Source organism: Sphingomonas sp. BGYR3 (assembly GCF_025153455.1).
Taxonomy (GTDB): domain Bacteria; phylum Pseudomonadota; class Alphaproteobacteria; order Sphingomonadales; family Sphingomonadaceae; genus Sphingomonas.
Genome location: NZ_JANZNT010000001.1, coordinates 1,430,950 through 1,448,526, shown reverse-complemented (window position 1 = coordinate 1,448,526; position 17,577 = coordinate 1,430,950). Strand labels below are relative to the sequence as shown.

The following is a 17,577-nucleotide window of genomic DNA, read 5'->3' as shown; positions in this document are numbered from 1 at the left end:
AGGATTTACGGCCGCCTGCGTCAGACGCGGACGGAGCGCCACGCCTCTGCAATCTCGGCAAGATCGGCGCCGACCCGGCGAAACGGTTCGGGATCGCCGCCAAGGCTTGCGTCGATCACCTGTTTCCGAAGGCCGGAATAGAGCGTGGCCAGCGTGCGGGACACATCGCCGCCGCGATCGAAATCCAGCCCCGCCTCCAGCGCGAACAGGATGGCAATGGCGCGGGTCACCCGGTCGCTCTTCATCTTGAAATTGCGGTTTTCCGTCGCCCATGCGGCCGTGGCGAGCGCGCGGATCAACTCTTCATAGAGCAGCGTGACCAGCGCATGCGGATCCGCGCCGCCCGTGCGCCCGGCCAGATCGACCGCGCGATAGACGCGTTCAGGGTTCGCCAGTCGGGATGGCTTGGTCATCGCGTTCAACGCTGGGCGTTCCACGCTTCGATCTGCTGGGTCAGGAAGTTCTGCGTCGATTTATAGGCGGCAACGCGCGCGTCCATGCTGGCAAACTGCCGGGTCATCCGGGTGCGCGCGGCCTCTGCCTGCTCGGTCGCCTTTGCCTGCTGATCGGTCAGGTCGCTTTGCTGGCGATTATATCGCTGTTCCGATGCGCCAAGGCCGGTGGACCGGCTGGTCGCGGCGGTCGAGATGGCGAACAGCGCGCCCGACAAACCACCGGTTCCGGCGGCGAACATCCGGCCGACCGCCTCGGGATAGCTGGTCAGCGCGCGGTTCAGCTGGGCGCTGTTGACGCTGAGCGATCCGTCGCGGGCCGTGGCGACACCAAGTTCGGCGAGGGTGCGCGGCGCATTGCCATCCGCCGGGATCAGCTGGCGCAGCGACAATTCGCGCATCGCCTGCATCATCGAACGGGCGCCGGGATCGGCGCGCAGCGGACCGGAAATCGGGTCCGTCGCCTCCCGCAGGGCGGTGTAAAGCTCGTTATAGGTGGTGACGACATCGTTCACTGCCTGGCGCAGATTGTCGGTCGGCTGCGACGCGCCGATCTTGATCGTCGTGCCCGTGCTGGCCGCCACCAGATCAAGGCGCACGCCGGGGATCAGATCGGAGATGCTGTTCGTCGTTCGGCGAACGGCAACGCCATCGACTGCCACAATCGCATCGGCAGCGGCGGTGCCGATCTTTGTGCCTGTCGATCCCACGCCGATGGCAAGCGCCGACAGGCCGGGGGCAGCCTCATCCTCCGTCGCGGTAAGCCGGAACGCCTGTGCCGCACCGCTCGTCCCCTTGAGCACCAGCCGCGCGCCGTCGCTGTCGGACACGATGGAGGCGGTGACCCCCGCTTTTGCCGCATTGATCGCGTCGCGGATCCCGGTCAGGCTGTTGTTGGTTTCGTCGATCGTAATGTCGATTGCGGCCGAAGCGCCGGCGGTAAAGCCGGTCATCGTCGTGCCAGACACGGTCGCCGTGCCGAATTGAAGGGACAGCACGCCCGTGCCGATCGCGGCGGCGGGATCCGTTACCGGATTGGCATAGGCAACCTGTGCGGCGGCAAGCTGGCGCACCTCCACATCCGCGTTCAACGACGTGATCTGCGCGCCGTTCAGGCTGGTGGCGCGGACGATGCTGGTGTTGCTGCTGGTCGCCTGGGTGGTCAGCGTGCCGCCACTAACCAGCTGGGACAGGGCAGTTGAAAAGCCGCTGATGCCGCTTTTCAACTGCGAGACAGTCGACAGCTGCGTCGTCAGCGTTTCCTGGCGCTGTTCAAGCTGGGCGTTCTTGGCCGCGAACTGCGCCTCGACCAGGCTGTTGACCAGCGCGGTCGTGTCAATCCCGGAGCCGGTGCCCAGCGTCTTGGTGATCGATTCAACCATGGTCCGTACCGCCTTGCGCTATTCCCAACCAGAAACGACCGAACGTCCGCCCGGCTTTAGGGTTTTCGGCTGAGTTGATTGCCATTTTCGTCGAACCAGGCGGTGCTCGGCACATCGATGTCGGGCAGTGCCGGGCGCGCGGCGGCGTTGATGTTGAAGATAAAGGCAAGAACGGTGGCGATCGCCATGTACAGGTCGTCGCGCACCTCCTGCCCCTCGCGGCTGGTGTAATAGACCGCGCGGGCGAGCGTCGGATATTCCAGCACGGGCTTGCCCATTTCGGCGGCCAGTTCGCGGATGGCCAGAGCGGTGTCGCCGCGCCCCTTTGCCACCACGACCGGCACCATGTCCTGACCCTGCACATAGCGAAGCGCGACGGCGAAGTGCGTCGGGTTGGTCAGCACGACGTGCGCCTCTGCCACTGCCTTGCGGAACCCGCCCTTCAGGATCTGGCGCTGACGCTGGCGCTGGGCGGCCTTGTTCTCCGGGTTGCCTTCGGCTTCCTTGTGCTCGTCCTTGATTTCCTGCTTCGACATTTTCAGCCGGTTCATGCGGCGGATGATCGCGATGGGGAGGTCGATGGCGGCGATGGCGGCAAGGCCCGCTGCCATGGCAAAGACGAGATAGATGAAGGTGTCGCCAAGCGCGCCCATCGCTCCGGGCACGTCGGACGCCATCAACCCCGTCATGTCGTGCGCCGCAGACCACAGGATCGACCCGCCGATGGCGCCGAGAAGAATCGCCTTCAGGATGGCCTTGCCAAGTTCGATCCAGCCCTGCGGTCCGAAAATCCGTTTGAGGCCCGCGCCGGGATTGATCCGGCTGGCCTTGGGCGCCCACAGCTTGCCATTGAAGCGCAGGCCACCGATCCCCGCCTGGGCGAACAGCGCCGCCGCTGCGGTCATCGCCAGCAGGCCGCCCAGCGACGGGGCGATTTTCCACCCGGCCTCCAGAATCGGCTGCCAGGGCTGAAAATCCTCGATCTCGCCGCGCCCAAAGGCAAAGCTGGCGCGCATCAGTTCCTTGCACGCGCCCAGCAGCGACGGTCCCAGCGTCGCCATCCACAGACAGCCGGCCAGAATGACGATGGCGGCGCTGAAATCCTGGGATTTAAGGACATCGCCGTCATCCAGCGCCTTTTGGCGGCGTTTCTGGGTTGGTGCTTCTGTCCGTTCGCCGGCGGTCTCTGCCATCAGCCGAACACCAGGTTCTGCGTGGCATCAAGCCCTTCGCGGACGATGACCTGCATGTAATCGCCCATGGCGGGCAGCGCGACGAACAGCGCGACGACGCCGACCAGCAGGCTGGCCGGCAGGCCGACGGCGAACAGATTGAGCGACGGGGCCGAGCGGGACAGCATCCCGACAACCACGTTCATGCACAGCAACAGGAACCCGACCGGCAGGGCGAGCAGCAGCCCAGCGGCAAAGGCATAGCCGCCGAACATAGCAATGTCTCGCAGACGCTCAGCCGCCAGCCATGAGGCACCGGGCGGCATCACCTGATAACTGCGCACGATCAGGTCGACGAGGATCAGGTGCCCGTCGACCGACAGGAACAACAGGGTCAGCAGGACCGACAGGAAATTGCCGAGCGCGGGGCTTTGCTGGCCGTTCTGCGGATCGACCGCGGCTGCAAAGCCGATGCCCATCGACATGCCGATGGTTTCAGCTGCGACCAGCGGGGCGGCAAATGCGATCTGCAGGACAAAGCCGAGTGCCAGGCCGATCAGCGCCTCTGCACCGATCGCCAGAAAGGTGGTCAACGAGAAAATCTCTGCCGGGGCCTGAACCGTCGTGACGTTGAGCGTCAGGATGCCGATGGCGGCCGACAGGATGACCCGCACCTGTACCGGGACGGCGACCGCACCGAATACCGGGGCGGCCAGAAACGCCGCGCCGATCCGCACCATGGTGAAGACCAGCGCCCAGAGCTGAGGTTCGATCGAGAGGCCGAAGCCGAGCATGTCAGTGCAGCGTCCGGCGATCCCCGGCGCCGGACGGCGCCGTCAGCGGTGGCAGGGTGATCGCGCGCGGCCGGGACGGCCAGCGCAGCGCGCCAGTCGGCGCGGGCGCGACGGCGGGACAGGGTGTCATCGAACCAGCTCCGGAATGCGTTCGAAGATGCTGATGGTGAAATCGCCGAGCAGCGACAGGATCATGCTGCCGAACACGACCAGTGAGACACCGACGATCGCCAGTTTCGGCACGAAGCTGAGCGTCTGTTCGTTAATCGACGTTGCCGCCTGGATCATGCCGAGGATCAGGCCCGACAACAGCGCCGGGATCAGGATGGGCGTGGCGGCCAGCGCCAGCACCCACAGCGCCTCGCGCGCGACAGAAAGGAAGTAATCGGCGTCCATGTCAGGTCATCCGGCAAAGGGGTGATAGGTCGTGTCGATCGAGCGCGCTCATGTGACGAAACTGTTGGCCAGGCTGCCCATCGTCAGCATCCAGCCATCGACCAGCACGAACAGCAGCAGCTTGAACGGCAGGGAAATGATGGTGGGCGACAGCATCATCATGCCCAGGCTCATCAGCACCGTCGCCACGACAAGGTCGATGATGATGAAGGGCAGAAAGATCAGGAAACCGATCTGGAACGCGGTTTTCAGCTCGCTGGTGATGAAGGCGGGCAGCAGGACCGAAAAGGGCACGTCGGCCGCGTTCTGGAACGGCCCCGTCTTGGCCATGTCGGCGAACAGCTTGATATCCTTCTGACGCGTTTGCGCCATCATGAACCCGTGCAGCGGCTTGCCCGCCAGCTCGATCATCTGGGTCGCGCCGATCTGTCCCGCGGCATAGGGCTGGATCGCGGTGGTGTTCATCCGTTCGATGGTGGGCGCCATCACGAAAAAGGACAGGAACAGCGACAGGCCGATCAGCACCTGATTGGGCGGCGTCTGCTGCAGGCCGAGCGCCTGGCGCAGGATCGACAGCACGATCAGGATGCGGGTGAAGCTGGTCATCATCAATAGGATGCTGGGCAGGATCGTCAGCAGGCCCATGATGATGAGGACCTGCAGCGACAGGCTCAGCGGCGCATCGCCGCCGCCAAGGTCGCCCAGTGCCCGGTCAATCGCATCGCCTGCACCCGGCGCTGCGGGAGCCGCTGGCGGGACAGGGGCGGGAACGGTGATGCCGGCCGCGTGCGACGGATCGGCGATCAGCAGCAGCGATGCCGTCAGCAGGAACGTCGCCAGGGTCACAACCCAGGCAGGCGTTTCGCGGAACCGGTGCAGCGCGGCCGCAATCACCGCTCGATCCGATCGATCAGGGTCACGCCGCTGCGTGCGACGGACAGAAGCAGGGTGCGGCCTTCAAACTCGACCACCGCAAGGCGGGTGCCGGGCGAGACCATCATGGTTTCCTTGACCTGGATACGGCGGTCCGCCTGCTGGCCGGGCAGCCGCGCCTCCAGCTTGCGCCACAGCCACAGGCTGCCGACCAGCAGGCCGCAGACCAGCGGCAGCAGCACCACCAGCTTCAGGATATATTCCCACATCATCAGCGGGCAGCCCGCTTTTCAGGCGACACCAGTTCGGTCATGCGCACGCCGAACCGGTCGCCGACCGTCACCACCTCGCCCCGGCCGATCAGCGTGCCGTTGACGAACACGTCGAGCAGCTCATTGGCCTGACGATCCAGTTCGATGACGCTCGATTCGCCGAGCGCAAGCAGTTCGCGCAGCGTCAGATGCGTCGATCCGATCTCCACCGTCAGCCGGACGTCGACGTCCTGCAACAGCCGGAAATTGGCTGCGACGGCGCCGTCCACGGGCATATCCCCGGTGATCGCGTTCATTGGAAATCCTCTTCAGGCAAAGGTTCGATTGAGGTGAGGCGGATGGCGGCATGGCCGTTGGCCGTGCCGACCGTGCCGGTGCCCAGGCGGCGATTGCCGACCATGACGGGTACGTTGGGGCCGAAGCTGATCGGGATGATGTCCCCTTCCTTCAGCTCCAGCAGCTTGCCCAGCGACAGGGTGGGTTCGGCCAGCACGGAGCGGACCGGGAAATGCACGCTCATCGCGGCGCGGGTCAGCCCGGCCAGCCAGCGGGGATCCGGTTCCGACGACTTGCCGTGCACCTTGGCCGTCAGCGACGGGCCGTGCGGCTTCAGCGCGGCGACCGGATACAGAATGTCGATCATCGCCGGATGGCTGCCATCGGCGGCAATGCCGAACCGGGTGACGATCACGGGATCATCGCCGTCGATGACGGAAAGCATCGCGGCGTTGGTTTCGATGTTGCCGGGCGCAAAGCCGATACGGGCGACCGGTTCCCAGGCATTGGCAAGCGGGCCGCTCATCGACTGGGCCATGCGGCGGATCACGGCTTCGGCCGCCGGGGAAAACTCCGTGGGCAGACTGTGCGGCGCTTCGCCGAAGCCGCCAAAGAACAGATCGAGCAGTTCGAGCGCGAAGCGGCCGGGGACGACCATGATTGCCTGGCCGCCGTCCGGGCTCATCGCCACGGGCAGCCATGCAGTCAGCCCCGGTTCGCGCTGCGCGCGATACTGGGCAAACCGTTCGACCTCGACCGGTTCGGCCCAGCTGCGCACCGCGCGCCGCAGCATCGGTTCAAACACCCCGCGCAGCGAACGCGCAAACCGCGCCGACAGATGCTGCAGCGTATGCAGATCGCCGAACGGATTGACGTTGGACACGCCGATCGCAAGCGCATGTTCCGCCTTGCCGCGGGGCTGCGCGCGCCGTTCCGTGTCCGGAGTGTTTGAAGCCGTGTTAACCATCGGCGTTCACTGAACGATAAAATTGGTAAAATAGACGTTACTAATTCCGCCAAAGCCCTCTTTTTGCTTCAGCGTGTCGTTCACCGCCTTGGTCAGCCGGCGCTGCAGTTTCGCTTTGCCGTCGGCGGTGAACACCTCTTCCTCCTCGGTCTCGCTCAGCGCGAGCAGGATGGCCGAACGCACCGCAATCTCGTGCGTTTTCAGATTGTTGATGACCGTGTCGTCATAGGGCGTGGAAACGGCGACGCCGACCTGGATGAAGTGGACGCTTTCGCGCAGGTTCGACGTGAACTCTTTTTCCAGTGCATAATAGTTGCTGGCATATTCATCGCCGCCTTCGCCCTTTGGCGTCGGCTTGCCGGCCGATTCGGAGCCGCCTTCGCTGCCCTCGCCTTCGCCGCCGCCTTCCTTGCCGGCCTCGGCCCGCTTCTGTTCGGAATGAGGGACCAACTTGGGGCCGGATGCTTCGGCATGGCCATCAGCCTTGCCGCCGATCACGCCGCCGAAATACAGGCCGGCGCCCGCGCCCCCACCGCCCAGGACGAGGACGCCCAGGCCGATCAGGATCCATTTCATCTTGCCGCCCTTTTTCTTGGGCGCTGCTTCGTCGGGTTTTGCGTCGCTCATTGGTCAGGTTCCTTGCAAGTCACGCGATGCGGTCATCGGGCCGCGCCTTGGGCTCGGCGGTGGTTGAAACGGAGGAGGCAGGGCGCGGCCGCGACGGCGCGTCCTGTTCCGGATGGTAAGGGGATCGGCCCGGCGACTGCCGGTCGCTGCCATCGAACTGTGCGGTGAGGCGCAGCCCCCGGCTTTCAGCGAGCTCGCTCAGGCGGGGTGCCGCCTCGGCCAGCATCGCGCGGGCGCCGGCCTGTTCGGCGGTTACCTGGACATCGGCGACGCCGCTGCGTTCAGTGATGCGGATGTCGATGCTGCCCAGCGCATCGGGGGACAGGCGGATGCGAACATCCTGACGCCCATCGGCGCGGATCGTTTCGATCCGGTCGATCATCGTCGCCATCCATTCGCGCCGCTCCATGTCGAGCCGGCCCTGATCCGCCGCGGCAGGCGCAGCGACGGCGATGCCGGGCAGTTCGGCGCGCTGGCCGCCAGATGGGCCGGTCGCGGCAAGATCGACGGCCAGGTCGATCAGGCGCGCGCCGCTGCGCTGGGCACGGTCATCCAGCGCGGTCGCGATCTGACCAATGAACAATTGTGCCGCCGGCACCGGTTCGGCGCGGACGGGCGGGGCGGCGGCGGGCAACGGCTGCGGCGCGGGATCGGTGTCGGCGGAGACGCGCGGTGCGGCCTGACCCATGCCGATCGGCGAGGGCTGCGCGGCCGCCAAAGGCTTGCCGTCGGACATCGCACCCAGTCCAGGGGGCGGAAAGGCGATCGAGGACATCGGCGCTGCAACCGCGGGTGCAGCTGGCGCAGCGACCAGCACCGGGGCCGGGCCGGTCGGGGACTCGGCGGGCTGAAGGGCGGGCGGGACCGACATGGCCGCCGGGGTTGCGGGCGCGCCATCGGTGGCCACCGGCAGGGCCGCGGTCTGTGCCGGCTGCACGGGTGATGCGATGGTCTGCGTTGCCTGTCCCTGGTCGGGCAGGGGCGCCGGTGCGGGTGTGGGCAATGGCTGAACAACGGGGGACGGCATCGGCCAGAATGGTATTTCGGCAACCGATGCAGGCTGGGCGGCATCGGAGTCGGGCGACGTTTTGGGCTCTGCCGTATCCATTTCGATCGAATCGGACGGGGCGGTGAGCAGCGGCTCGACCGGCAGGGTTTTGCCGATGGCGGCACCGTTTTGCCGGTCAGCGATCGCCAGCGTTTCGGGCAGGGCTGCGATGACGGGTTTGACCGGCGCAGGGGCAAGCCCGGCCAGCATCGCGCCGAAACCGGCGGAAACGGCCAGCGGTCCGGGGGCGGAGACGCTTCCGGGCGCTGGGCTGCCCGGCAGGGCAGCGAAGGAAGGCAGCATGGTCGGCATCGGTTCAATTCCCATGCCGATCCATTTAGCAAGGATCGTGCCGTTTTGGCGGCTTGCCCGGTGGCAGGGATTCCATGGCGCGCCGGGCGCGGGCGGCGGCTTCCCCCGCTGCCCGCTGCATCAGCTTTTCCATCGCGGTTTCATCGCGCCGCGCCTCGACCGTGCGGGCGCGGGCCTGATCCAGCTGGCGGGTGGCACCGGCCACGCGCTGTTCGGCGGCCATCGCCGTCTGGTTCAGCCGGTCGCGATAATGGGCCGACGCGATCATGGTCAGCGCGGCATCGGGCGCAGGGGTCGGTACGGGCGCGACTTCGGCGGCAAGCTGGGCGATGCGGGTGCGCAGCGCCTGTTCCTCGTTCAACCGGCGCTGCGCCTGCGCCTCCTCTGCCTGAACCAGGCTGAGCTGCAGGCCGCGAACGCGGTGCAGCCGGGCAAGCCGCGCGCTTTTGCTATCCATCGCCGAACACGCCGATCAATTCGGCGGCGGCTTCCTCCAGCGGGATCACCGCGTGGGAATCCTGGCGGATATAATCCATGATCGCCGGGTGGCAGGCGATGGCAAGATCCAGCGCCGCATCCGTCCCCGTCCGATAGGCACCCATCAGCACGAGATCGCGGTTTTCCTCATAGGTGGCGAGGTGACGGCGCAGGATGCGGGCGGCCTGTTGATGCTGGGTCGGCGTGATGTCGGTCATCACGCGGCTGACCGAGGGGCCAAGGTCGATGGCGGGATAGACGCCGCGTTCGGCGAGCTGACGCGACAACACGATATGGCCGTCAAGGATCGATCGGGCCGAGTCGACCACGGGATCATTCCCGTCATCGCCATCCGCCAGCACGGTATAAATGGCGGTGATCGATCCGCCGCTGACCACATCCGTGCCCGCCCGTTCGATCAGGCCGGGCAGCATGGCGATTGCCGAGGGCGGATAGCCGCGCGCGCTGGCCGGTTCGCCCAGCGCCAGCCCGATCTCTCGCCCGGCATGGGCGACGCGGGTCAGCGAATCCATGATGAGCAGCACCTGCTTGCCCTCTGCCCGGAATGCCTCGGCAATGGCCGTGGCGCGCAGCGCACCCCGGATGCGCAGGACGGGTGAGTGGTTGGCCGGTACCGCAACGACGACCGACCGGGCGCGGGCATCGCCCGACACCTTGGTTTCCAGGAAATCGGCAACCTCGCGGCTGCGCTCGCCGATCAGGCCGACGACGATCACATCGGCTTTTGCCGCGCGGACCATCATGCCGAGCAGCACCGATTTGCCGACACCCGATCCGGCCATGATGCCCACGCGCTGGCCCTGACCAATGGTCAACAGGCCGTTGATCGCCCGGACGCCGACGTCCAGCGGCTTCAGCACACGGCCCCGGTCCAGCGGGTTCTGCAGCCTACCGGCCAGTGGCCAGCGGCCGGCGCCGCGGATCGGGCCCTGGCCGTCGATCGGATTGCCCGCGCCGTCGACGACGCGGCCAAGCAGGGCAGCGCCCACCTCCGCCTCACCCGGTGCACCGATCGGCCGAACCGGCGCATTGGGAAGCAGGGGGGCGGGACCACCCAGGTTCATCATCAAGGTGCGACCGCCGCGAAAACCGATGACTTCGGCCTGCACCAGCCCGGCACCCTCGCCGATGGCACAGACCGTGCCGACGGGCAGGGACAGGCCCACCGCCTCCATCAACAGGCCGTCATAGCTGGCCAGCCGTCCCGCGACGCGCGGTTGCGGGGTGAAATCCACCTGATCGATGGCGTCCAGATACTGGTCGGTAAAGCGGCCGAGCATCAGTTCGGCACCGCCGCACGGTTGATCGCGGCATCCAGCTGTTCCAGCCAGAGCGCCGGGCCGTCCTCGATCAGGGTGGATGCCGATTCAAGGACGAAGCCGCCCCGATCCACGGCCGAATCGCCTACGGCAAAGACGGATTTCGGCAACTGCCCCTCGATCAGCGGCATATCGTCGGGGTGCAGTCGAAGCAGCGCCGATTCGCTGCCATCGGCAAGCAGTTCGACCGCGGCGGCAATGCGTGCATTCATCCGATCGGCATCGATGCCGGTATCGCCCACGATCCGGTGGACCAGTTTCTGCACGGTCGCGCGCAGCCGTGCAGCCATGCGGTCGCGGTCGATCTGTGCGCCGCTGGCAAGCGCGGCCGCGATCCGGTCGCCCAGCGAATCGCCGCGTTCCCTTGCCTGGCCGATTTCGCTCAGCGCAGCAGCCATCCCCTCGGCATAGCCGGCGGCGCGCGCAGCATCGATTGCGTCCAGTGCGGATTCGGCCGGATAGGGCTCGACACTGGGGGACAGGGGATCCCAGCCCTCGGTCGGGTTGCGATCCGGGTCGGCCGGGCGGAAATGCCGCGGGCCGGGCGTTTCCGGGCTGAAGCTGCGCGGTTGGGCCGCCGCTGCCGTCGTCGGCGCGATCGGCCGCTCGGCAAATCCGGCGGGCGGCGCAAAGGCACGGGCGAGTGCGTCCGCCGCCATCTGATGCCGACTGACAAAGCCGGGCGCGAAATCAGACATTCTTGACGCTCCGCGCGGTTGCGGTGCCAGCCCGCTCCCCCGCCCGGCCACCCACAGAATTCTGACGCTGGGTGGCCGGGCGGGGGAGCGGGCCGGTGCCGCCAAAATAAGCCTCAAACATAGTCGTCCTCGCCGGCGCCCATCATGATCGTGCCGTCCTTGGCCAGCTGGCGGGCAAGCGTGATGACTGCCTTCTGCGCCTCCAGCACCTCGGACAGGCGCATTGGCCCGCGCGATTCCATTTCGTCGCGGATCTGGTCGGCGGCGCGGCTGGACATACAGCCCAGGAACCGCTTGCGGGCCGCCTCGTCCACGCCCTTGAGCGCGCGGACCAGCGTGTCGCTGTCGACATTGCGGATGAGCGTGCCCAGATTCTTGTCGTCCAGGTCGAGCAGATTGTCGAAGACGAACATCGCCTCCTCGATCGCGCGCGCGACATCGCGGTCGATCTTGGCCAGTTTCGGCATGACCCGGGTTTCCGTCGCCTTGCGGCCGGAGGACAGGATCTTTGCCGCATCGCGCGTGCCGCCGATCTGCAGGCCCGACCCGCCGCTCGCCTGACCGGCGCGCTTGGCCAGCATCTGCTTCAGCGTTTCGATCGCCTCCGGCGTGATCGGGCCGAGCTTGGCGATGCGGTGCAGCACCTGGGGCTGGATCGCCTCGGGCAGCATTTCCAGCACCTTGGCCGCTACGGCGGGGTCTAGGTTGGCGATCAGCACCGCCGCAATCTGGGGATGTTCATCCTCGATCAGCGCGGCGATCTCGCCGGGGTCCAGCCAGTCGAGCAGGTCGATGGCACAGGCGGCGGCAGGCGGCGTGATGCGGGCCAGCACGCTCTCGGCCTTTTCCGGGCCGAGCGCGCGGTTCATCATCCCCTCGATCCGGGGGCGCGGGTCAAAGCTGACCGAGGTGCGTTCGCGGGCGCGGTCGACAAAATCGTCCAGCACCGCCTCGACCTCGATCTCGCTGACGTCGGCGACGGAGAACATCGCCTTGCCAAGCTGACGGACCTCTTCGGGTTCCAGTTTCTGCAGGATGGCGGCGGCCTCTGCCTCGCCGACCAGCATCATCAGTACGGCGGCCCGTTCTACGCCCGAATAGCTGCGCGGTTCTTCCGTCATTGCTTGGCGTCCGCCTGGATCATGTCGCGCACCGCAAGCGCGGCGCGGGCCGGGTTGTCACGGGTAAAGCCCCGCACGAGTCCGACGCGCTCTTCATAGCTGTGCGCGGTTTCCAACATCTCAACGCTGACTGGTGGACGTTGCGGAGCATCGCCTGCGCCGACCGGGCTGTCGGGGTCGCCCAGCGCGTTGCCGGTACCCGCCGGACGCGGCGCAGCCGTGCTGGCGACCGCGTCCCGCTTGCGGGTCATGGCGCGGACCATCGGGCGGATGCCGACGAACAGGACCAGCAGGGCAATGATCAGGGCGGTGCCGTGGCGCATCGCCATCGGCACCCATTCGGCCTCATACCATTTCGGCTCGACCTTGGCCGTCACCTCGCTGGAAAACTTGCGGCTGATCACGGTCACCTGGTCGCCGCGTTCCTGATTATAGCCGACGGCCGCACGGACGAGCTGGGTGATCTGCTGGATTTCCACCGGGCTGCGCGGCTTGCCGCCATCGGGTTCGCGCAGCAGGACGGCAACGGACAGGCGGCGGATCTGGCCCGGCATCTGGCGGGTCACCGACACTTCGCGGTTCACGTCATAGCTGCGGGCGAAATTCTCGCTTGCCTTGACCAGCGGGGTAGCCGCCGTCGTCGTGGCTGCACCGGCCTCGGCCGTCTGGCCGGGCGGCGGCGTTGCGGGCTGGGGCTGCTGATTGGGCCGCTCGACCGCGGCCGGGGCGGGCACGGTGTTGGACAGCGCGCCGGGGATGCCGCCGGGCGTCGCACCTTCGCCCTGCGGCGTGGTGTAATTGCCCTGTTCGGCACGGACGACCGCATTTTCCTTGTCATAGGTTTCGCGGGTCGCCTGATTTTCATCCAGGTTCACATCGGCCTGGATTTCGGCCGAGAAATTGCCGGCACCCAGCAGCGGCGTCAGCAGCTTGGCCAGCTGTTCGCGGTACTTTTCCTCGACCCGGCCCTGAAATTCGATGCGGGCATCGCCGCCCGAACCCGTCGGGTCCTTGCCGCCCGGCTGGTTGAGCAGGGCACCCATCTGATCGACGATGGTCACCGATTCCGGCTTCATGCCCGGCACGGACGATGCGACCAGGTTGATGACGGATTTGACCTGCGCATCGCTCATCGTGCGGCCAGGCTGAAGTTTCACGATGACAGAGGCGGAGGGCGCCGCCTTGTCGCGCACGAACACGCTTGCCTCCGGCATGGCCAGATGCACGCGCGCCTCGGCAACGGTGTCGATGGTGGCGATAGAACGGGCCAGTTCCGTCTCGCGCGCCTGGCGAAGCCGCTCGCCCTCGACCGCGCGGCTGACGCCCATGGGCAGCTGGTCCAGCAGGGCATAGCCGCCCGGCGCTGCCTTTGGCAGGTCCTGAGCGGCCAGCAGCATCCGGGCGCGGTGATAGTCGTCCTCGCCAACGGTCACCGATCCGGTTCCGTCAAGCTGGCTTTCGATCCCCGCAGCGGTCAGCGCCTCGACCACCTGACCCTTGTCGCTGTCGGGCAGGTTCTGGAACAGCACGCGCTGCGGCGGGCTGGCCAGCACGGCCCAGGCCAGCGCGGCAGCGCCGATCAGGCCGAGCAGAAACAGAAACGGCAGCGCGCGTTTGACCGCGGGCTGATCCATCAAGCCGGAAATCTGCCGGAACGGGTCCGCAAGGCGATTGCCGGCCGGGACGGGCGCGGTATCGATGGTGGCGGGAGTGATCGCGTTTTCCATGGATTACACCGGCATACTCATGATGTCCTTGTAGGCGGACAGGAGTTTGTTGCGGACCTGCATCGTCGCCTCGAACGCGACGGATGCCTGCTGGCGGGCCATCATCACCTTGGCGATGTCGATGGTTTCGCCGCGCTCATACTGGGCGGACAGTTCCGATGCCTGGGTCTGGGTCGCGTTGACCTGCGCCAGCGCGGTCTGCATCGAATCGGCAAAGCTGGCGGGGCGCGGCGCCTGATCCACCGGCGTTGCTGCCGCCTGTTGATTGGCCCTGGCCAGCGCCTGGTTGCGCTCAAGGATCTGGGCGCGCAGCTGCATCACCCGGTCGATGCCCATGGCATCCCCGGCACCGCGGATCGCGCTCATGCCGACACCGCCTGGGCGCTGTCGTCACCCTGTTCGCGCAGCCGGGCCAGCCGGTAGCGCAGCGTCCGTTCGGAAATGCCAAGACGGCGGGCGGTTTCGATCCGGCTGCCGCCGCACGCCTTCAGCGTTTCGCGGATCGCCTGAAACTCGCTCATCTGGACGATGTTGCTCAGCGGCACCGCACCGTCCGTGGGGATGGCCGCGGGCACTGGGGCCGCGACCGGGGCAGGCGCGGCGACGCGCGCAGACTGCTGAACCATCGGGCGGTCGAAAATGATGTCGCCAGCCTCGATCCGGTCGAGCGTCGCCAGCAACAGGGCGCGCTGGATGACATTTTCCAGTTCGCGGGCATTGCCGGGCCAGTCGTGGCGGACGAGCAGGTCGAGTGCGTCCGCGCTGATCGCGGGCAGCATCTGGCGCGTGCTGGCATGGCGGACGACCATTGCGGCGGCCAGCGCGGCAATGTCGCCCGGCCGGTCGGCCAGTGCGCGGGTCGACAGCGGAAAGACGCTCAGGCGGTAATAAAGGTCGGCGCGGAACCGGCCCTCGGCCACTTCGGCCTGAAGGTCGCGGTTGGCGCAGGCGATGACGCGCACGTCGATGGGTTCGGCCGCAGTCGCGCCGATCGGCACGACTTCGCGTTCCTGAAGCGCGCGCAGCAGCTTTGCCTGAAGCCCGATCGGCATCTCGGCGATTTCGTCGAGCAGCAGCGTGCCGCCATTGGCAGCGCGGAAAAAGCCTTCGCCGCCCGACGATGCGCCGGTGAAGCTGCCCTTCACATGGCCGAACAGCATCGCTTCCAGCATGGTTTCGGGCAACGCGGCGCAGTTGATCGCGATGAACGGGCCATCGCGGCGGGCCGAGCGGTTGTGGATGGTGCGGGCCATCACTTCCTTGCCCGTGCCGGTCGGCCCGTTGATCAGGACGGTGATATCGGCGCCGGCGACACGTTCGGCCAGCGCGAACAGCGCCAGGCTTTCCGGATCGGCGGCAACCGGGGCCATTCCGCCCTTCAGCAGCGCCGCGGCATAACCCTGCGCCAGCGCGCCATCCTCTGCGGTAAAGCGTAGCAGCGCGCTTTGCCCGTCATGAAAGGGGCGGGCCTCCAGCGGGCCATCGCCCAGGATCAGCGTGCGTGCGGGAACCGCCGGGGTCTCGCCCTCCAGCACCAGGTGCATCGCCCCTGCACTGTTCCGGTCCCCGGCCTTGGCCAGGACAAAGCCCTGGGCGCGCAACTGCGAAACCAGCGTGAATTTCGACTGGAGAACGGCTGGCGTGGCGTGGATCACGGTCATTGGAAACCCCCTGTTCAGCAGGGTGATGCCGCCAATGTGGTAAACGAAGCGTAAACCATGCGGAAAATCGACCGCCCTGATCCCCGCGCCCGCGTGGGCACGGCCGGGCGGGGCGCGCACGTGCCGGTATTCCCCGCGGATTTCCGCGGTTCGGGACGCTGTCGGTGGGGCTGCCGAAAAAAATGCTTAATGTCGGGGACAGCCTGTCGTTCACCCTGACGGCTACTCACCGCTCCCACTGTTTGGGGGGACAGACCAGCCGGAAGTAGATGGAGATCGGACCATGACTGTAATCGGAACCAACATCAGCGCCCTGCGCGCCAGCAACGCGTCGTCGTCGGCCAACAGCGCCCTGTCGGCGTCGATGGAGCGCCTGTCGACCGGCAAGCGCATCAACTCGTCGAAGGACGACGCCGCCGGCCTCGCCATCGCCACGTCCATGACCTCGCAGATCCGCGGCATGAACCAGGCGGTCCGCAACGCCAATGACGGCATCTCGATGGCTCAGACCGCCGAAGGTGGCCTGAACGAAGTGACCAACATCCTGCAGCGCGTCCGTGAACTGGCCGTGCAGTCCTCTTCGGGCACCTATTCGGACGAAGACCGCACCAACCTGCAGGCCGAAGTCACCGAACTGCAGGGTCAGCTGACGGACATCCTGGCGAACACCGAGTTCAACGGCGTGAAGCTGTTCGACGGCACCGCCGGTTCGGGCGGCAGCGTTTCGATCCAGGTCGGCGCGAACGCCGGTGAGACCGTTGCGCTCGACCTGTCGGAAATCGATCTGACCGACGCGATCGCCGTCGACATTTCGGACGCGACGGACGCTTCGGACGCGCTCGACACCCTGGACACCGCGATTGAGTCGATCTCGACCAGCCGCGCCACGCTGGGTGCCAGCCAGAGCCGCCTGCAGTCGGTCGTCAACAACCTGACGCAGAACATGACCAACCTGACCGACGCGCGCAGCCGGATCGAGGACGCGGACTTCGCCGCCGAAACGACGGCGCTCGCCAAGGCGCAGATCCTGAGCCAGGCGTCGACCGCGATGCTGGCCCAGGCGAACCAGAGCCAGCAGGGCGTGCTGTCGCTGCTGCGTTAAGCTGACGCGTACCGGTCCCCCCGCCCCCCCAATAGCGGGTGGGGCCGGACCGCAGTCGCCTTCCCTAGCGGAGGGCAGGAAAACCCCGGTGGCCGCAACGCCGCCGGGGTTTTTGCCTTTCAGGCCTGTCGGTACATCAAGGGTCGCGCCGCGCCTCGTCCAGCAGCCGCTCGCGCCGCGCAGCTTCCGCCGCATCGCGCTCCCGCTCCGCCCGGGTCCGCCCGTGCAGCGCGCGATTGGCCGCTGCTGTCGCTTCGGCGGTGGCCCGCGCCCTTGCCTTGCGTGCCGCCCGAAGGTTGACGACATCGCCCATGGGGATCAGCCGCGGACCTGCCTGGCCACGGCATCGAGCAGGCCGTTGACGAAATTCTTTTCGCGCTTGTCGTAAAAGGCGTCGGCGACATCCAGATATTCGCTGATGACCGCGCCGGTCGGCACATCGGGCCGGGCCAGCAGCTCATAGGTGCCGCACCGCAGGATCTGCCGCATCGGCTTGTCCAGCCGGTCGAGCGACCAGCCGGACGAGAGTTTGGACGCAACCAGCGTGTCGATCTCTTCCCGCCGGGCATCCACGCCCTTCACCACATCATCAAAGAAATGCACATCGGCATCGGCATAATCCACGCCTTCGATGCTGGCACCCAATCGGTGCTGATGAAATTCCGACAACAGCTGGACCAGCGGCGTGCGCTCCATCTCCTGCTGATACAGGGCCTGGACGGCACCAAGACGGGCGGCGGCGCGGGCCTGGGTTCGGGATTTCGACGTTGGACTGGGCATGGATATCACTTGCATAGCAACCCGTTCGGTTCGGGCGAAGCCGAGAAACGGGGGGATGGATCAAGGCATCGCGACGGGTCGCGACACCAACGAATAGTGG

At 66.9% G+C, this 17,577-nt stretch carries 22 protein-coding genes; 1 reads left to right on the top strand and 21 read right to left on the bottom strand.

Annotated elements, in window-relative coordinates; translation table 11 throughout:
- Positions 1-20 precede the first annotated feature (20 nt).
- The 19 genes from fliS to NYR55_RS06655 all read right to left on the bottom strand — a co-directional run bounded on the left by fliS (position 21) and on the right by NYR55_RS06655 (position 15,595).
- Entirely contained in the window at positions 21-413 is a 393-nt protein-coding gene (gene fliS / locus NYR55_RS06745; protein WP_260020434.1) for a flagellar export chaperone FliS, read from the bottom strand.
- 5 nt (positions 414-418) lie between these two features.
- On the bottom strand, positions 419-1,834 hold the full coding sequence (gene fliD, locus NYR55_RS06740) for a flagellar filament capping protein FliD (protein WP_260020433.1): 1,416 nt from the start codon (positions 1,832-1,834) through the stop codon (positions 419-421).
- A gap of 56 nt (positions 1,835-1,890) precedes the next feature.
- Complete coding sequence (locus NYR55_RS06735; protein ID WP_260020432.1) at positions 1,891-3,027, bottom strand: flagellar type III secretion system protein FlhB; 1,137 nt, start codon at positions 3,025-3,027, stop codon at positions 1,891-1,893.
- Entirely contained in the window at positions 3,027-3,800 is a 774-nt protein-coding gene (gene fliR, locus NYR55_RS06730) for a flagellar biosynthetic protein FliR (RefSeq protein ID WP_260020431.1), read from the bottom strand. Before fliR ends, NYR55_RS06735 begins: the two co-directional genes overlap by 1 nt.
- A 1-nt stretch (position 3,801) precedes the next feature.
- Complete coding sequence (locus NYR55_RS06725) at positions 3,802-3,930, bottom strand: hypothetical protein (RefSeq protein ID WP_260020430.1); 129 nt, start codon at positions 3,928-3,930, stop codon at positions 3,802-3,804.
- The gene (fliQ, locus tag NYR55_RS06720; RefSeq protein WP_260020429.1) at positions 3,927-4,196 is read right to left on the bottom strand and encodes a flagellar biosynthesis protein FliQ; all 270 of its coding nucleotides are present in this window, start codon (positions 4,194-4,196) and stop codon (positions 3,927-3,929) included. The genes NYR55_RS06725 and fliQ overlap by 4 nt, the downstream gene beginning before the upstream one ends.
- A gap of 48 nt (positions 4,197-4,244) precedes the next feature.
- Positions 4,245-5,009 (bottom strand): flagellar type III secretion system pore protein FliP, encoded by a 765-nt coding sequence (fliP, locus tag NYR55_RS06715; RefSeq protein ID WP_260021583.1) that lies wholly within the window; start codon positions 5,007-5,009, stop codon positions 4,245-4,247.
- 77 nt (positions 5,010-5,086) lie between these two features.
- Complete coding sequence (locus NYR55_RS06710) at positions 5,087-5,341, bottom strand: flagellar biosynthetic protein FliO (RefSeq protein ID WP_260020428.1); 255 nt, start codon at positions 5,339-5,341, stop codon at positions 5,087-5,089.
- On the bottom strand, positions 5,341-5,637 hold the full coding sequence (gene fliN / locus NYR55_RS06705; RefSeq protein WP_260020427.1) for a flagellar motor switch protein FliN: 297 nt from the start codon (positions 5,635-5,637) through the stop codon (positions 5,341-5,343). Before fliN ends, NYR55_RS06710 begins: the two co-directional genes overlap by 1 nt.
- Positions 5,634-6,584 carry a FliM/FliN family flagellar motor switch protein gene (locus NYR55_RS06700; RefSeq protein WP_260020426.1) on the bottom strand — a complete coding sequence of 317 codons (951 nt, stop codon included), beginning with the start codon at positions 6,582-6,584 and terminating at the stop codon, positions 5,634-5,636. The genes fliN and NYR55_RS06700 overlap by 4 nt, the downstream gene beginning before the upstream one ends.
- Before the next feature lie 6 nt (positions 6,585-6,590).
- Entirely contained in the window at positions 6,591-7,211 is a 621-nt protein-coding gene (locus NYR55_RS06695; protein ID WP_260020425.1) for a flagellar basal body-associated FliL family protein, read from the bottom strand.
- Between the two features lie 19 nt (positions 7,212-7,230).
- Complete coding sequence (locus NYR55_RS06690; RefSeq protein ID WP_260020424.1) at positions 7,231-8,586, bottom strand: flagellar hook-length control protein FliK; 1,356 nt, start codon at positions 8,584-8,586, stop codon at positions 7,231-7,233.
- 10 nt (positions 8,587-8,596) lie between these two features.
- Entirely contained in the window at positions 8,597-9,028 is a 432-nt protein-coding gene (locus NYR55_RS06685; protein ID WP_260020423.1) for a hypothetical protein, read from the bottom strand.
- A complete protein-coding gene (locus NYR55_RS06680) occupies positions 9,021-10,349 on the bottom strand; it encodes a FliI/YscN family ATPase (protein ID WP_260020422.1) in 1,329 nt (442 codons plus the stop codon). The genes NYR55_RS06685 and NYR55_RS06680 overlap by 8 nt, the downstream gene beginning before the upstream one ends.
- A complete protein-coding gene (locus NYR55_RS06675) occupies positions 10,349-11,086 on the bottom strand; it encodes a FliH/SctL family protein (RefSeq protein WP_260020421.1) in 738 nt (245 codons plus the stop codon). The genes NYR55_RS06680 and NYR55_RS06675 overlap by 1 nt, the downstream gene beginning before the upstream one ends.
- A gap of 113 nt (positions 11,087-11,199) precedes the next feature.
- Positions 11,200-12,207 (bottom strand): flagellar motor switch protein FliG, encoded by a 1,008-nt coding sequence (fliG, locus tag NYR55_RS06670; protein ID WP_260020420.1) that lies wholly within the window; start codon positions 12,205-12,207, stop codon positions 11,200-11,202.
- A complete protein-coding gene (gene fliF, locus NYR55_RS06665) occupies positions 12,204-13,934 on the bottom strand; it encodes a flagellar basal-body MS-ring/collar protein FliF (RefSeq protein ID WP_260020419.1) in 1,731 nt (576 codons plus the stop codon). Before fliF ends, fliG begins: the two co-directional genes overlap by 4 nt.
- A 3-nt stretch (positions 13,935-13,937) precedes the next feature.
- Positions 13,938-14,300 carry a flagellar hook-basal body complex protein FliE gene (gene fliE / locus NYR55_RS06660; RefSeq protein ID WP_260020418.1) on the bottom strand — a complete coding sequence of 121 codons (363 nt, stop codon included), beginning with the start codon at positions 14,298-14,300 and terminating at the stop codon, positions 13,938-13,940.
- A complete protein-coding gene (locus NYR55_RS06655; RefSeq protein ID WP_260020417.1) occupies positions 14,297-15,595 on the bottom strand; it encodes a sigma 54-interacting transcriptional regulator in 1,299 nt (432 codons plus the stop codon). The genes fliE and NYR55_RS06655 overlap by 4 nt, the downstream gene beginning before the upstream one ends.
- A gap of 283 nt (positions 15,596-15,878) precedes the next feature.
- Here NYR55_RS06655 and NYR55_RS06650 point away from each other — a divergent pair, with 283 nt between their 5' ends.
- The gene (locus NYR55_RS06650; RefSeq protein WP_260020416.1) at positions 15,879-16,697 is read left to right on the top strand and encodes a flagellin; all 819 of its coding nucleotides are present in this window, start codon (positions 15,879-15,881) and stop codon (positions 16,695-16,697) included.
- Positions 16,698-16,833: 136 nt separating this feature from the next.
- On the opposite strand, the gene NYR55_RS06645 is transcribed toward NYR55_RS06650, so the two are convergent.
- Together NYR55_RS06645 and nusB are read right to left on the bottom strand one after the other, a co-directional pair.
- Positions 16,834-17,010 carry a DUF4169 family protein gene (locus tag NYR55_RS06645; protein ID WP_260020415.1) on the bottom strand — a complete coding sequence of 59 codons (177 nt, stop codon included), beginning with the start codon at positions 17,008-17,010 and terminating at the stop codon, positions 16,834-16,836.
- Between the two features lie 5 nt (positions 17,011-17,015).
- Positions 17,016-17,477, bottom strand: a complete 462-nt coding sequence (gene nusB, locus NYR55_RS06640) for a transcription antitermination factor NusB (protein ID WP_260020414.1) — start codon at positions 17,475-17,477, stop codon at positions 17,016-17,018.
- Positions 17,478-17,577 lie beyond the last annotated feature (100 nt).